General features: G+C 75.4%; 12 protein-coding genes, 1 pseudogene and 1 riboswitch. Of the genes and pseudogenes, 9 read left to right on the top strand and 4 right to left on the bottom strand.

From position 1 onward, the window contains the following. The first annotated feature begins 27 nt into the window (after positions 1-27). From EDF20_RS05435 to EDF20_RS05425, 3 genes are read left to right on the top strand one after another with little or no spacing between them, the layout of a single operon-like run. Positions 28-1,005, top strand: coding sequence for a winged helix DNA-binding domain-containing protein (locus EDF20_RS05435; protein WP_133737910.1), 978 nt, complete (start codon positions 28-30; stop codon positions 1,003-1,005). Positions 1,006-1,040: 35 nt separating this feature from the next. Beyond that, the gene (locus tag EDF20_RS05430; protein WP_133737909.1) at positions 1,041-2,480 is read left to right on the top strand and encodes an MFS transporter; all 1,440 of its coding nucleotides are present in this window, start codon (positions 1,041-1,043) and stop codon (positions 2,478-2,480) included. Continuing rightward, complete coding sequence (locus tag EDF20_RS05425; RefSeq protein ID WP_133737908.1) at positions 2,477-3,130, top strand: thermonuclease family protein; 654 nt, start codon at positions 2,477-2,479, stop codon at positions 3,128-3,130. Before EDF20_RS05430 ends, EDF20_RS05425 begins: the two co-directional genes overlap by 4 nt. Before the next feature lie 168 nt (positions 3,131-3,298). On the opposite strand, the gene EDF20_RS05420 is transcribed toward EDF20_RS05425, so the two are convergent. Then, the gene (locus EDF20_RS05420; protein ID WP_133737907.1) at positions 3,299-5,446 is read right to left on the bottom strand and encodes an MMPL family transporter; all 2,148 of its coding nucleotides are present in this window, start codon (positions 5,444-5,446) and stop codon (positions 3,299-3,301) included. 117 nt (positions 5,447-5,563) lie between these two features. On the opposite strand from EDF20_RS05420, the gene EDF20_RS05415 reads away from it, so the two are divergent. The 6 genes and pseudogenes from EDF20_RS05415 to ribH all read left to right on the top strand — a co-directional run bounded on the left by EDF20_RS05415 (position 5,564) and on the right by ribH (position 10,836). After that, positions 5,564-6,184, top strand: coding sequence for a MarR family winged helix-turn-helix transcriptional regulator (locus EDF20_RS05415; RefSeq protein ID WP_133737906.1), 621 nt, complete (start codon positions 5,564-5,566; stop codon positions 6,182-6,184). Next, the gene (locus EDF20_RS05410; protein ID WP_133737905.1) at positions 6,181-7,605 is read left to right on the top strand and encodes an L-serine ammonia-lyase; all 1,425 of its coding nucleotides are present in this window, start codon (positions 6,181-6,183) and stop codon (positions 7,603-7,605) included. Before EDF20_RS05415 ends, EDF20_RS05410 begins: the two co-directional genes overlap by 4 nt. Before the next feature lie 79 nt (positions 7,606-7,684). Further along, the gene (locus EDF20_RS05405; RefSeq protein WP_123546745.1) at positions 7,685-8,380 is read left to right on the top strand and encodes a pentapeptide repeat-containing protein; all 696 of its coding nucleotides are present in this window, start codon (positions 7,685-7,687) and stop codon (positions 8,378-8,380) included. Between the two features lie 150 nt (positions 8,381-8,530). After that, positions 8,531-8,667, top strand: a riboswitch (FMN riboswitch). Between the two features lie 194 nt (positions 8,668-8,861). Continuing rightward, positions 8,862-9,482, top strand: coding sequence for a riboflavin synthase (locus tag EDF20_RS05400; RefSeq protein ID WP_133737904.1), 621 nt, complete (start codon positions 8,862-8,864; stop codon positions 9,480-9,482). Positions 9,483-9,613: 131 nt separating this feature from the next. Next, a pseudogene (gene ribB, locus EDF20_RS05395) lies at positions 9,614-10,201 on the top strand (3,4-dihydroxy-2-butanone-4-phosphate synthase); the annotation flags it as partial. A 131-nt stretch (positions 10,202-10,332) separates the two neighbouring features. Further along, positions 10,333-10,836: a 6,7-dimethyl-8-ribityllumazine synthase gene (gene ribH / locus EDF20_RS05390; RefSeq protein ID WP_133737903.1), complete on the top strand. Its 504-nt coding sequence runs from the start codon at positions 10,333-10,335 to the stop codon at positions 10,834-10,836. A gap of 224 nt (positions 10,837-11,060) precedes the next feature. Here ribH and EDF20_RS05385 read toward each other — a convergent pair whose 3' ends face one another. The 3 genes from EDF20_RS05385 to EDF20_RS05375 form a co-directional block, all read right to left on the bottom strand. Further along, entirely contained in the window at positions 11,061-11,864 is an 804-nt protein-coding gene (locus tag EDF20_RS05385) for a dienelactone hydrolase family protein (protein ID WP_123546742.1), read from the bottom strand. 83 nt (positions 11,865-11,947) lie between these two features. Further along, positions 11,948-12,505, bottom strand: coding sequence for a TetR family transcriptional regulator (locus EDF20_RS05380; RefSeq protein ID WP_123546741.1), 558 nt, complete (start codon positions 12,503-12,505; stop codon positions 11,948-11,950). Positions 12,506-12,586: 81 nt separating this feature from the next. After that, positions 12,587-13,087 carry a GNAT family N-acetyltransferase gene (locus tag EDF20_RS05375; protein WP_133737902.1) on the bottom strand — a complete coding sequence of 167 codons (501 nt, stop codon included), beginning with the start codon at positions 13,085-13,087 and terminating at the stop codon, positions 12,587-12,589. Positions 13,088-13,114 lie beyond the last annotated feature (27 nt).

The following is a 13,114-nucleotide window of genomic DNA, read 5'->3' as shown; positions in this document are numbered from 1 at the left end:
GCCTCCGTCTCGGACCGAGCTGGTCCGGTGCGCGGAGCCTACGGGCACATCGTCCTCGCCCCGTCCTCGCCGGGCACTCTCACGGCTCGTGCACTGCGGGCATGGTCCGCGCTTCCTCGATCGGCCGTCAGACCGGTCCCGTCTCCGCGGCGCACCTGCGCGAGGTCGCCGTCGCCCGGACCGCCGCCCAGCGCATCTCCGTCGCGGGCGAGCCGACGGTCGCGGCGACGACGCGGGCGATGCTCGGCAGCGGAGGCGGTGGTCTCGGCCCTCGCCGAGCACGGCGAGCTCTCGAGGCCCGACCTCCTCGGGGCCGTCGCCCGTCACGGCGTCGACACCGCCGGCGAGCGCGGCTCGCACCTGCTGCGCTGGCTGAGCGCCCGGTGCGTGATCGTGTTCGCGGCGCCCCGGGGCACGCAGCAGCGCTTCGCCCTGTTCGAGGAGTGGATCCCCGGCTCCCGCCGCATCGACGACCGGGAGGAGGCGCTCGCCGAGTACATCCGCCGGTGGCTGGCACGGCGCGGCCCGGCGACGGTGCGCGACCTCGCGTGGTGGGGCGGGCTGACGCTGACCGAGGCGCGGCACGCGGTCTCCCTCGTCGACGACGTGGAGGCCACCGTGCTCGACGGCGAGACCTGGATCGAGCGGACGGAGGGGGAGGCGGAGCCGGGGCGTCCCGCACGAGGCGACCTGCGCCTCCTGCCGCCGTTCGGCGAGCTGCTGCTCGGCTACGGGGCCCGGGAGGCGTCGCTCGACCCGGCCGACGCCTCCCGTCTCGTGCCGTCCTCGAACGGGCTGTTCCTGCCGGCCGTCACGGTCGACGGGCACGTGGTCGGCACCTGGCGACGCACGGTCGCGCGCGGCACGGTCGCGATCGAGGTCGATCCCTGGGTAGCGTGGACCGAACGTCGACGCGCCCAGGTGCGACGCCGGGCCGAGCAGTACGCGCAGCACCTCGGCCTCGCGCTCGCCGAGGGCCCCGCGTCGGCGCCCACGTCGCCCTGACCCTGCGTCGTGCCGTCCTCAGCACAGGAACCTCGATGACCGACGACGTCGCGACCCCCACGCCCGGCACGCCCGGGCCTCCCACCCGCACCGAGCGGCTCGACGAGCTGCCGTTCACCCGCAAGCACGGGCGCCTGCTCGTCGGGTCGGGCCTCGGCTGGGCCCTCGACGCGCTCGACGTCGGGCTGCTCTCGTTCGTGATCGCCCAGCTCGCGGTCGTGTGGAGCAGCGACAAGGGGGCCCTCGCCTTCGTCGCCTCGGCCGGCTTCGCGGGCATGGCGATCGGCGCCGCCGTCGGCGGGTCGCTCTCCGATCGGCTCGGCCGCAAGACGGTCTTCGCCCTGACCCTGCTCGTCTACGGCCTCGCGACGGGCCTCAGCGCCCTCAGCTGGTCGGTCGGGGCGCTGCTGGTGCTCCGCTTCGTGGTCGGGCTCGGCCTCGGCGCCGAGCTGCCGGTGGCCTCGACGCTCGTGTCCGAGTTCTCGCCCCGCCGCATCCGCGGGCGCGTCGTCGTGCTGCTCGAGGCGTTCTGGGCCCTCGGCTCGATCGCCGCCGCGCTGGTCGGCTGGCTGGTGATCCCCCTGAGCGACGACGGCTGGCGCTGGGCGCTCCTGATCGGTGCGCTGCCGGCCCTCTACGCCGTGTTCGTGCGGCTGCGGATGCCCGAGTCGGTGCGGTTCCTCGAGGGGAAGGGGCGGCACGACGAGGCCGAGCGGACGGTGCGCGCGTTCGAGGAGGCGGCGGGCATCGCCCAGCCCTCGGCGGCACCGCGAGCGGCGGCCGGCACACGCCCGGCCGACCCGAGCCGGGCCGATGCCCGCCCTGCCGACCCGAGCCGGGCCGACGCGCGCCCGGCCGACGCGCCCCGCGCCTCCTCGGCGGCTGCACTGCTCCGTGACGGCCTCCGGCGTCGCACCGTCGCGATCTGGGTCGTCTGGTTCATGACCAACTTCTCGTACTACGGGGCCTTCGTCTGGCTGCCGACCCTGCTGGTCGAGGCGGGCTTCCCGCTCGTGAAGTCGTTCGAGTACACGCTGCTGATCACGCTCGCGCAGCTGCCCGGCTACGCCGCGTCGGCCTGGCTGATCGAGCGGTGGGGGCGTCGCGGCACGCTCGCCGTGTTCCTGCTCGGGTCGGCCGTCGCGGCGACCGCCTTCGGCTTCGGCGCGGTCAGCGGCAGCGCGACGCAGATCGTCGTGTCGGGCATGTTCCTGTCGTTCTTCAACCTCGGCGCGTGGGGCGCGCTGTACGCCGTCACCCCCGAGCTCTACCCGACTCGGCTGCGCGGCACGGGGGCGGGCTGGGCCGCGGGCGTGGGCCGGATCGCGTCGATCGCGGCCCCGCTGACGGTGCCGCCCCTCCTCGTGCTCGGCGGCACGCCGGTGCTCTTCGCGGTGTTCGGCGGCGTGTTCGTCGTCGCGGCCGTGGCGGCGCTGGCCCTGCCCGAGCTGCGCGGCACGAGGCTGGCCGAGTGAGCCGCTCGACCGCGGCACAGCGTCGCCGCAGCCGCTCTCGCGCCCGGACCCGGGGCGCAGGTCGCCGTGCCCTCATCGGCCTCGCCGTGGTGCTGGTCGGGGCCGTCGTCGTCATCGCGTTCCCGCAGCTGCTCGACGGCGGGGCGACCGGCGGCTCGTCGGGCGGCTCGTCCGACGGGACCGTCCGGCCCCCCTCGGCCGACGCCTCCGTCCCGTCGAGCGTCCCTGCCTCGGCCGTGCCGGCGACCGTCGAGCGCGTCGTCGACGGCGACACGGTCGTGGTGGTCGCCGCCGACGGCGCTCGCGAGCGCCTCCGCCTGATCGGCGTCGACACCCCCGAGACCGTCAAGCCCGATGCCCCCGTCGACTGCTTCGGCCCCGAGGCGAGCGCGTTCACGACCGACGCCCTGCCCGTCGGGTCGACCGTCTGGCTCGAGGACGACGCCTCGCAGGGCGACGCCGACCGCTACGACCGGCTGCTGCGCTACGTCTGGACCGAGGGAGGCGGCCTGCTGAACCAGCAGCTGGTCGCCTCCGGCCTCGGCGAGGAGGACACCTACGACCAGCCGTACCGCTACCGCGACGCGTTCGTCGCGGCCGAGGCCGCCGCCCGTGACTCCGGCGCCGGCCTCTGGGGCGCCTGCCGCTGACCTGGCCTGCCCTGCCCGGCCGGACTCCGCCCCGGCGCCCCGGCGCCCCGGCGCCCCGGCGGCCCGGCGCCCCGGCGCCCTGGGCGCCGAGCCGTCACGACGTGCTCTCGCCGGCCGCCGGGGGAGCACTTCCCGCCGGCTCGTCCCGGCCGGGAGGGGCGAGAGGCCTCAGATCGACGTCTCGAGGGGCTCGGAGGTCGATCCGCGGGCTCTCGACGGACCTCGCCGGCTCGGCCACCAGAACGCCTCGCCCGTGAGGAACACCAGCGCCGGGACGAGCACGGTCCGGACGACGAGCGTGTCGAGGAGCACCCCGATGCAGACGATCACGCCGACCTGCGTCAGCGCGACGACCGGCAGCACCCCGAGCACCGCGAACACGGCGGCGAGCAGCACTCCGGCGCTGGTGATGACCCCTCCCGTCGACGACAGGGCGCGCACCATCCCCTCGCGCGTGCCGTGCCGCAGCCGCTCCTCCTTCGCCCGCGTCGTGAGGAAGATGTTGTAGTCGACCCCGAGCGCGACGAGGAAGAGGAACGCGTAGAGCGTGACGCTCGTGTCGAGGGCCGGGAACCCGAGGAGGTGCGTGAACAGCCACGTCGCGGCTCCGAGGCTCGCCGCGAAGGTGGCGAGCACCGACGCGATGAGCAGCACCGGCGCGACGAGCGAGCGCAGCAGCACGGCGAGGATCGCGAAGACGATCGCGAGGATGACCGGGGCGATCAGCCCGAGGTCGTGGGAGGCGGCGGTGCGCTCGTCGTACGCGGTCGCGTCGGTGCCGCCGACGAGGGCGTCGGCCACCGGGCCTCCGTCGTCGTGCAGGGCGTCGCGCAGGTCCTGCACGGTCGCGGACGCCTCGTCGCTCTCGGGCTCGGCGTCGAGCCGGACGTCGACGCGGGTCAGCCCGTCGGCCTGCTCGCCGGGCGCGGCGCTGGCGACGCCGTCGACGCCCTCGACGACGCGCACGACGTCGTCGGTCGCCGCGGTCGGGGCGAGCACGATCGTCTGGCTCGTGAGCCCCGCCGAGAACGAGTCGTCGACGATCCGCTGGGCCGTGACGGAGTCGGGGTCGCCGAGCAGCTGGTCGGTCTGCGAGAGGCCGACGGCGTAGCCGCCGAGGCCGAGGCAGAGCACGCCGAGGCCGGCGACCGCGGCGACGGCGACGCGGCCGGGCCGGCGCTGGACTCCGCGGCCGAGGCGCTCCCAGAAGCCCTGGCGGGGGCGGGCGTGGCCGGCGTTCGCCCCGTGCGTCGAGGCCGCCGCCGACCCGTCAGCCGAGGGCGAGGCGGAGGAGGCGCGGGGCACGAACGGCCAGAACAGCCCGCGTCCGCAGACCACGAGCGCCGCCGGCAGCACCACGAGGGCGAACGCGATCGCCACGACCACGCCGATCGCGCAGGCGGCCCCGAGTGCGCGGTTGCCCGAGAGCTCGGCGAGCATCAGTGTCGCGAGGCTGAGAGCGACGGTGCCGCCGCTCGCGGCGATCGCCGGGCCGGCGCTCCGCACGGCCGTCCGCATCGCCTCGTGCCGGTCGGGCCGGACGAGCAGCTCCTCCCGGTAGCGGGCCACCAGCAGCAGGGCGTAGTTCGTGCCGGCGCCGAAGACGAGCACCGAGAGGATGCCCGAGATCGACGCGTCGACGGTGACGCCGAGGGGCTCGGCGAGGGCGGCGACCACCCGGCCGGCGAGGAAGTCGGCGACGCCGACGACGACCAGGGGCACGATCCAGAGGACGGGGCTGCGGTAGGTCACGATCAGCAGCACGGCCACCACGAGCACGGTGACGAGCAGGAGGCGGAAGTCGGCCCCCGCGAAGGCGTTCGAGACGTCGTCCTGGAACCCCACCGGCCCGGTCAGGTACGCACGGAGCCCGTCGGGCAGCCCGACGGAGGCGGCGTCGCGGAGGCTCGTCGCCGTGCCGCTCACGTCGGCCTCGACGTCGGCGGCCGAGAGCGGCACCGCGACGAGGGCGGCGGCGCGGTCGTCGCTCACCTGTGGGCGGACGGCCTGCGGCGTGGTCGACTGCTCCGCGAGAGCGGACGCGGCCGTGTCGACGGCCGCGAGGTCGGCGCTCGACAGCTCCGCGCCTCCTCTGCTCCAGACCAGGATCCCCACGGTGGCGTCGGCCGACGGGAACTCGTCGAGCAGCGCGGTGACCTGCGCGGCCTCGCTCGAGTCGGGCAGGCCCGACGGCGGGAACGCCTCGTCGTCGCCCGAGGGCAGTAGGGAGAGCAGCAGCGCGACGACGACGAGCGCGCCGCCGAGCACCGCCCAGGCGGTGCGGTGTCCGCTGACGAGTCGGGCGAGTACGCGCACGGGGTCCTCCGAGAATGATCGAGCAGGATGAGTTGATTCGCTGACAAAGAGTCTTAGCAAGTAAGACTATGGTACACCGGGCGCCGTGCGTCCGGGAGAATCAGACGAGGAGGCGCGATGACCGACACGACGACGACGCCCGGCCCGCGAGGCGGCGGCACCGCAGCCGACGGCGAGCACGGCGGTGCGCACACGGGCGCGCACGACGACCCCGTCCGCCGCGACGTCATCGCCTCGATGCAGCGCCTGACGACCGAGTCGCAGCGCGTCGCCCAGGCGTTCGCCGGCCAGCAGGGGCTCGGCCACATCGACCTCGAGGCGCTGCTGCACGTGATGCAGGCCGAGCAGCGCGGCGACCCTGTGACGTCGGGCCGGCTCGGCGACCTGCTCGGGGTCACCTCGGGCGCCGCGACCGGGGTCATCGACCGTCTCGAGCGCGCCGGCCACGTGCACCGCAGCCGCGACGACGCCGACCGGCGCCGCGTGCTCGTGCACTACTCGGAGGCCGCCCGCGCGGTCGCCGGCCAGTTCTTCGGACCGCTCGGCCGGCTCAGCGCGACGGTGATGGACCAGTTCGACGCCGCCGAGCTGCGCACCGTCCAGCGGTTCCTCGCCGACATGTCCGACGCGATGGCCGAGCACGCCCGCAGCACCGGCGACCGCTCGCCGGCCGCCTCCGCCGCGGGCGCCTCTGCGCCGACACCCGATTCCCCGACAGCACCAGGAGCAGCACGATGACCGACTACGTCTCCGGCCTCGACCTCTTCTCGATCGGCATCGGCCCGTCGAGCTCGCACACCGTGGGTCCGATGCGCGCCGCCCGCCTGTTCCTCGAGACGGTCCGCGACGCCGGCCGCCTGGGCGACGTCGCCCGGGTCGAGGTCGTGCTCTACGGCTCCCTCGCCGCCACCGGCCTCGGGCACGGCACCCCGTCGGCAGTGCTCGCGGGCCTCGCGGGCCTCGCGCCCGAGACGGGCGACCCGGCGACGATCTCGCGCATGCAGGAGGCGGTGGAGGCGGGCGGCGGCATCCGCCTGCTGGGCACGCACCAGATCGCCTTCGCCCGGGGAGACCTGCGGATGGCGCCGCTGACGCGCATCCCGCGGCACCCGAACGCGATGGGCCTCGAGGCTCTCGACGCCGACGGGCAGAGCATCGCGCGCGACACGTTCTTCTCGATCGGCGGCGGCTTCGTCGTGCGCGACGGCGACGACGAGCACGCCGTGCCCGCCCGCGAGGCGCCGCTCGCCTTCCGCGACGCCGACGATCTGCTCCGGCTCTGCGACGCCGAGGGCATCGGCATCGCCGAGCTGGCCTGGCGCAACGAGGTCGCCCTGCACGGTGGAGAGACGGCGCAGGCCGGCCTCGACGCCCGCTGGGCCGCGATGGAGGCGTGCATCGACACCGGCCTCGCCGCCTCCGGCGTCCTGCCCGGCTGGATGAAGGTGCCTCGCCGCGCCCGACAGGTCGCCGAGCGGCTGCGCCTGCAGGAGGAGCGGGCCGAGCGGTACGCCCTCTCCGGCACCGCGATCGAGCAGGGCCAGGCCTCGTCGCTGCTCACCTCCGACCTGCCCGCCCAGTGGCTGCAGGCCTACGCGATGGCCGTCAACGAGGAGAACGCGGGCGGCGGACGCGTCGTCACCGCGCCGACGAACGGCGCCGCGGGCATCGTGCCGGCCGTGGGCTACTACGCGATGCGGTTCCACGGGGCGAGCCGCGCCTCCTTGGCTCGCGACTACCTGCTGACCGCCGCCGCGATCGGCTCCCTCTACAAGCGCAACGCCTCGATCTCGGGCGCCGAGGCCGGCTGCCAGGGCGAGGTCGGCTCGGCCTCGTCGATGGCCGCGGGGGCGCTCACCGGCCTGCTGGGCGGCACGCCGCGCCAGGTCGAGAACGCCGCCGAGATCGCGATGGAGCACCACCTCGGCCTCACCTGCGACCCGGTCGGCGGCTTCGTCCAGGTGCCCTGCATCGAGCGGAACGCCATCGCCGCCGGCACCGCCGTGGCCGCCGCGCGCATGGCCCTGCTGGGCGACGGCAGCCACGTCGTCAGCCTCGACACCGTGATCGAGACGATGCGCCAGACCGGGCGCGACATGGCCGACAGCTACAAGGAGACGAGCCGGGCGGGCCTCGCGGTCAACGTCGTCGAGTGCTGACGGAGGCGCGGGGCCGGCTCGAGACCGGGGCCGCCGAGGAGGCGCGGGCGCTGTCGGACCCCGCCGCTACCGTGGTCGCATGACCCCGCCGCGCCGCCCCTCGTCCCGTTCCGTCGCCAGCGTGAGCGGCGGCACCGACGCCCCGCGGCTCGACCCGCTCGACCCGCAGGGCCTCGTCGACATGGGCGCCGACCTGCTGGGGTCGCGCGACCACCGCGAGCTCGAGCGCTTCGTCGACGCCGACCTGGCCGGCCGCGATCTCGAGGGCTCGTCGTTCTCCGAGTGCGTGTTCGAGTCACCTCGGCTCGACGGCGCCCGGCTGCGCGGCACCCGCATCGTCGAGTCGGTCGTCTCCGACTCCTTCGCCCCCGAGCTCTCGTCGGCCCGGGCGACCTGGCGCGACGTCCGCGTCGAGCGGCCGCGCTGGGGCTCGGCCGAGCTGTTCGACGCCTCGTGGCAGTCGGTGCGGATCGTCGGCGGCAAGATCGACTACCTCAACCTCCGGGGCGCCCGGCTGACCGACGTCGTGCTCGAGGGCTGCGTCGTCGGCGAGCTCGACCTGCAGGGGGCCGAGGCCCTGCGCGTGGCGTTCGTCGACTGCCGTGTCGGCACGCTCGACCTGACCGGCGCCTCCCTCGCCCACACCGACCTGCGCACCACCGACCTCGACCGCGTCGACGGGCTCGACGGCCTCCGCGGCGCGACGATCGACCACCTCCAGCTCGCGTCGATGGCGGGCGTGTTCGCCGCGCACCTCGGCGTCGTCGTCGACTGAGCGGACGCGGGCGCCTGCACCCCCGAACGTGCACCGCACCCCTGAATCAAGGGGTGCATTGCACGTTCGGGGGTGTGGCGCATGAGGCACGCGTCCGTGGACGAGCGTCCGGCGTCCTCGTCGGACGCGGTGCTAGGGTCGCCGTGAGCAACGCGCTCCGGGGTCAGTGCAAATCTGAACCGGCGGTCACAGCCCGCGACCCGGCACGACGCCCTTCGGGGAGTCGTCCGGTTGAACCGGTGGAACTCCGGTGCCGACGGTCACAGTCCGGATGAGAGGAAGCGCGGGCCGGGCGTCGTCTCGTGAGAGCGCGCCCAGCTGAGCGATCCTGCGTCGTCCCCCGGAGCCGCCCCTTCCGGACGGAGACCGACATGACCTCGCTGCACCGCACCTCCTCGTGCGCCCCTGACTCCACGCCACGGGCTGCCGCCTCCGTGACGGCCTCCGTGGCCGCTGCCTCGACCATGACGGCGGGCCGCTGATGTTCACCGGGCTCGTGGAGGAGGTCGGCGAGGTCGTCCGGATCGACGACGTCGGCGACAGCGTCCGGCTCACCGTCCGCGGACCGCTCGTCGTCGACGACGCGGGGCACGGCGACTCGATCTCGGTCAGCGGCGTGTGCCTCACCGTCGTCGACCGCAGCGAGGGCGCGTTCACCGCCGACGTGATGAAGCAGACGCTGAGGGTCAGCACCCTCGCCGGGCTCGGCGCCGGGTCGCCGGTCAACCTCGAGCGCGCCGCGCGGGTCGGAGACCGCCTCGGCGGGCACATCGTCCAGGGCCACGTCGACGGCACGGCGTCCGTCTTCGAGATCGAGCCGGGCGAGGCCTGGCGCCGTGTCCGGCTGACGCTCGACGACGAGTTGTCGCCGCTGCTGGTCGACAAGGGCTCGGTCACCCTCGACGGGGTCAGCCTCACGGTGAGCGCGATCAGCGAGCCGCACGAGCAGCCCGGCTGGTTCGAGGTCAGCCTCATCCCCGAGACGCTCGCCGCAACGACCCTCGGCGGCGCGGTCGCCGGCAGCCGGGTCAACGTCGAGACCGACGTGGTCGCGCGGCACGTGCGCCGCATGCTCGCCCTCAGGGCGGGGGCGACGTCGTGACCGGCGCGGCAGGCGTGGCCGGCGCGGCAGGAGCAGGCGACGCGGCAGGAGCCGGCGACGCGGCCGGCGTGCCTCCCGTCACCGACCCGGGTGCCGCGGCCGACACGGCCGAGGCGACGGGTGCCTCCTCGATCGAGGCCGCGCTCGACCACCTGCGCCAGGGGCGTCCCGTCATCGTGGCCGACGACGCGTCGCGCGAGGACGAGGGCGACGTGGTGCTCTCGGCCGAGCTGGCCACGCCCGAGTGGCTCGCCTGGACCGTCCGGGTCTCGTCCGGCTTCGTCTGCGCGCCGATGGCGGCGGAGATCGCCGACGCGCTCGACCTGCCGCCGATGGTCGCCCACAACGAAGACGCGCGGGGCACCGCCTACACGGTCAGCGTCGATGCGTCGGCGGGCGTGACGACGGGCATCAGTGCCTCCGACCGGGCGACGACGCTGCGGGTCCTCGCCGACCCCGCGTCCGTCCGCGACGACCTGCGTCGCCCGGGGCACGTGCTGCCCCTGCGCGCCCGCCCCGGCGGCGTCCGCGAGCGGAACGGGCACACGGAGGCGGCGGTCGACCTGATGCGTGCGGCCGGCCTCCGTCCCGTCGCCGCCATCAGCGAGATCGTCGCCGACGACGGCGAGATGATGCGCTGGCCCGGGCTCGTCGCCCTCGGCGCCCGCGACGGCGTGCCCGTCGTGTCGATCGCCCAGCTCGTGGTCTGGCTCGACGAGCGCGACCGCCAGGGCTGAGCCCGACGGCCCGACGGCCTGACGGCAGTCACGGTCACAGTCGCTGCCGACCCGTCACTGCCGGTCCGTCGTCCACCTACCCCACCCGCACCACACCACCCGAGGAGACACACATGAGCGTCGAGGGCGCCCCCACCGAGATCGACGTCGACGGGACCGGCGTGCGCGTCGCGATCGTCGCCGGGACCTGGCACGAGACCATCACCGACGGCCTGCTCGCCGGGGCGCTGGCCACCGTCGAGCGCCTCGGCGCGACCGCCGAGGTGCTGCGCGTGCCCGGTAGCTTCGAGCTGCCCGTGGTCGCGAAGGCCGCCCTCGAGGCGGGCGCCGACGCGGTCGTGGCGCTCGGCGTGATCATCCGGGGCGGCACGCCGCACTTCGAGTACGTCTCGGACGCGGCCACGTCGGGCCTGCTGCGCGTCTCGCTCGACACAGGCAAGCCCGTCGGGTTCGGCGTGCTCACCCTCGACGACGAGCAGCAGGGGCTCGACCGGGCCGGTCTGCCCGGCTCGAAGGAGGACAAGGGCGCCGAGGCCGCCCACGCCGCCGTCGCGACGGCCGTCCAGCTCCGTGCGATCGCCGCGGGCGGCTCGGCCCGAGCCGGCTCCGCCGCCTGACGGTCGGCCCTGGTCCTGGTCCTGGTCCTGGCCCTCTCGCCCCGGCCGCCGGCCCCCGGCCCGCGGCCCGCGCCTCCGGCCCGCGCCTCCGGCCCGCGCCCCCGGCCCCCGGCGGGCGTCAGAGCGCGAACGGGACGTCTCGACGTGGGGCCCACGGCTGAGACGTCCCTTTCCCGGCAGGTCGTGTCCTCCGCGGCTGCCGCGGGAGGCTCGGCAGGTCGCGCCTAGAGCACCTCGTCGAAGAAGGCGCGCATCTGGGCCCACGAGCGCCGGTCGGCGACGGCCTGGTACTGGGCGCCGTGCTCGGGGGAGTCGGTGCCGGGCACCGCGAAGGCGTGCATCGCGTCGCTGTAGCTGACGACCTGCCAGTCCGTGGCGCCGGCGGCGCGGAGCTCGTCCTCGAAGGCGACGACGGCGTCGTCGGGGACGACCGGGTCGGCCGTGCCCGTCATCACGAGCAGCGGCGCCGTCACGGCGCCCTCCTCGGCGGGCAGCTGCGTGCCGAGACCGCCGTGGAACGACGCGACCGCTGCCACGTCGGCGCCCGAGCGGGCGAGCTCGAGGGCGCCCGAGCCGCCGAAGCAGTAGCCCATCACGGCGATGCGCGCGGGGTCGACGCCGGGCTCGGCCCGCAGCCGCTCCAGGTTGGCGGCGAGGCGTGCGCGGAACGCGGGGACGTCGCCGTACCAGGCACCGGCCTGGGCGCCCGCCTCCTCGGGCCCCGGGCGGACCCCCTGGCCGTAGACGTCCCCGGCGAGGGCGACGTAGCCGAGGCGGGCGAGCATCACCGCTCGCACCTTGACGTGGTCGACGACGCCGAACCAGTCGTGCAGCACGAGCACCGCGGGACGCAGCTCGTCGGGTTCGGCCGAGGCGGCGGTGTCCGGGGTCGCGAGCCAGCCCTCGAGGGGCGTCCCGTCGTCGTCCCAGACGACGTCGCCGCCCTGGACGGTGCCGGTGTCGGGCACCGTGTCGAGCACGGTGCGGAGTTCGGGGGAGAGGTCGGGCAGCAGCTCTGTCGTGGTCACGAGCGCGACGCTACTCCCGGCCCGTGAGGCGAGGACGTGCGCAGGCGAGGAGGCGACGACACGACGACCCGAGGAGGCGCGGGTCAGCCGACCAGGCGCCTCACGGCCTCCTCCACGACGTCGCAGCGCCGCTCGTGCGGGCCGCCGTGCAGGTTCGTCGCGGACGGCGTGACGAACCAGCCGAGGACGACCCCGAACACCATGGTCAACAGCTCGTCGGCGTTCCAGCCGGGCGCGATGTGGCCGGTCTCCTGCGCCTCCTGCACCGCGGCGCGACGCGCCTCGAGCTGGGCGTGGTCGACCACCCCGGGGCTCGGCAGCGAGGCGCCCTCGATCTGGCCCCAGAGCAGCATGCGCGCGTCGTCGGGGTGCAGGGCCAGGTGGTCGTAGAGGCGCCGGGCCCAGCCGGGAAGGTCGTGGGCGTCGAACGGGATGGCCTGCACCCACCGGTCGATGCTCTCGCCGAGGACGGCGTCGAAGAGGTCGCGCTTCGTCGAGAAGTGGGCGTAGAGCCGTTCCTTGCTCGCCTCGGCCTCGCGCGCGATCGCGTCGATCCGGGCACCGGCCAGGCCGGTGGCGGCGAACTCGCCCCTCGCGGCGGCGAGGATGCGCTCACGGGGCGGGGTCGCACGGCGTTCCATGGCCCGAGTGTAGGGCCGGGCGCGACCGGACGCGACGGTCCGGTCGCCGATCGGCCAGGGCGGCCGCCGCGGCCCAGTGGTCTAGTCGTGCGTCGCGGACGACACGGCCTCGGGCGGCGTCGCCGCCCGCGACATCGGCACGTGCGGGATGCCGTCCTCGCGGAACCCGGGGCCGTCGACGACGAACCCGAAGCGCGCGTACCAGCCCTCGAGGTGCGCCTGCGCGTCGAGCCGCACGAGCCGCCCCTCGGCGCGGTCGAGCGCGAGGCGCATCAGGTCGGCGGCGAGGCCGCGTCCCCGTGCGGCGGGCGTAGTGGCGACCCGCCCGATCCGCAGGGCGTCGGCAGCGGCAGCGGCGCCGGTGTCGTCGGCGTGGTCCACGAGCAGCCGCACGGTGGCGAGCACCTGCTCGTCCTCCTCGGCCCAGAGCATCACCGCGTCGGGCTCGACGTCGCGGCCGTCGAGCTCGGGGTAGGCGCACTCCTGCTCGACGACGAAGACGTCGACGCGCAGCCGCAGCAGGTCGTAGAGGCGAAGGGGGTCGATCAGGGCGACGGAGGAGATGCGGAACTGGACGGTCACCTCACCAGGCTAGGGCCCGAGGCACGC

The organism is Frigoribacterium sp. PhB116 (assembly GCF_004364285.1).
GTDB lineage: Bacteria > Actinomycetota > Actinomycetes > Actinomycetales > Microbacteriaceae > Frigoribacterium.
The sequence above is the reverse complement of the archived record's forward strand: the minus strand, read 5'-3'. Positions and strand labels throughout refer to the sequence as shown.

Excerpts from the sequence above, each read along its gene's own strand:
- EDF20_RS05405 (WP_123546745.1), top strand. The coding sequence starts at position 7,685 with ATGACCCCGCCGCGCCGCCCCTCGTCCCGTTCCGTCGCCAGCGTGAGC.
- EDF20_RS05415 (WP_133737906.1), top strand. The coding sequence starts at position 5,564 with ATGACCGACACGACGACGACGCCCGGCCCGCGAGGCGGCGGCACCGCA.
- ribH (WP_133737903.1), top strand. The coding sequence starts at position 10,333 with ATGAGCGTCGAGGGCGCCCCCACCGAGATCGACGTCGACGGGACCGGC.
- EDF20_RS05430 (WP_133737909.1), top strand. The coding sequence starts at position 1,041 with ATGACCGACGACGTCGCGACCCCCACGCCCGGCACGCCCGGGCCTCCC.
- EDF20_RS05380 (WP_123546741.1), bottom strand. The coding sequence starts at position 12,505 with ATGGAACGCCGTGCGACCCCGCCCCGTGAGCGCATCCTCGCCGCCGCG.
- EDF20_RS05400 (WP_133737904.1), top strand. The coding sequence starts at position 8,862 with ATGTTCACCGGGCTCGTGGAGGAGGTCGGCGAGGTCGTCCGGATCGAC.
- EDF20_RS05410 (WP_133737905.1), top strand. The coding sequence starts at position 6,181 with ATGACCGACTACGTCTCCGGCCTCGACCTCTTCTCGATCGGCATCGGC.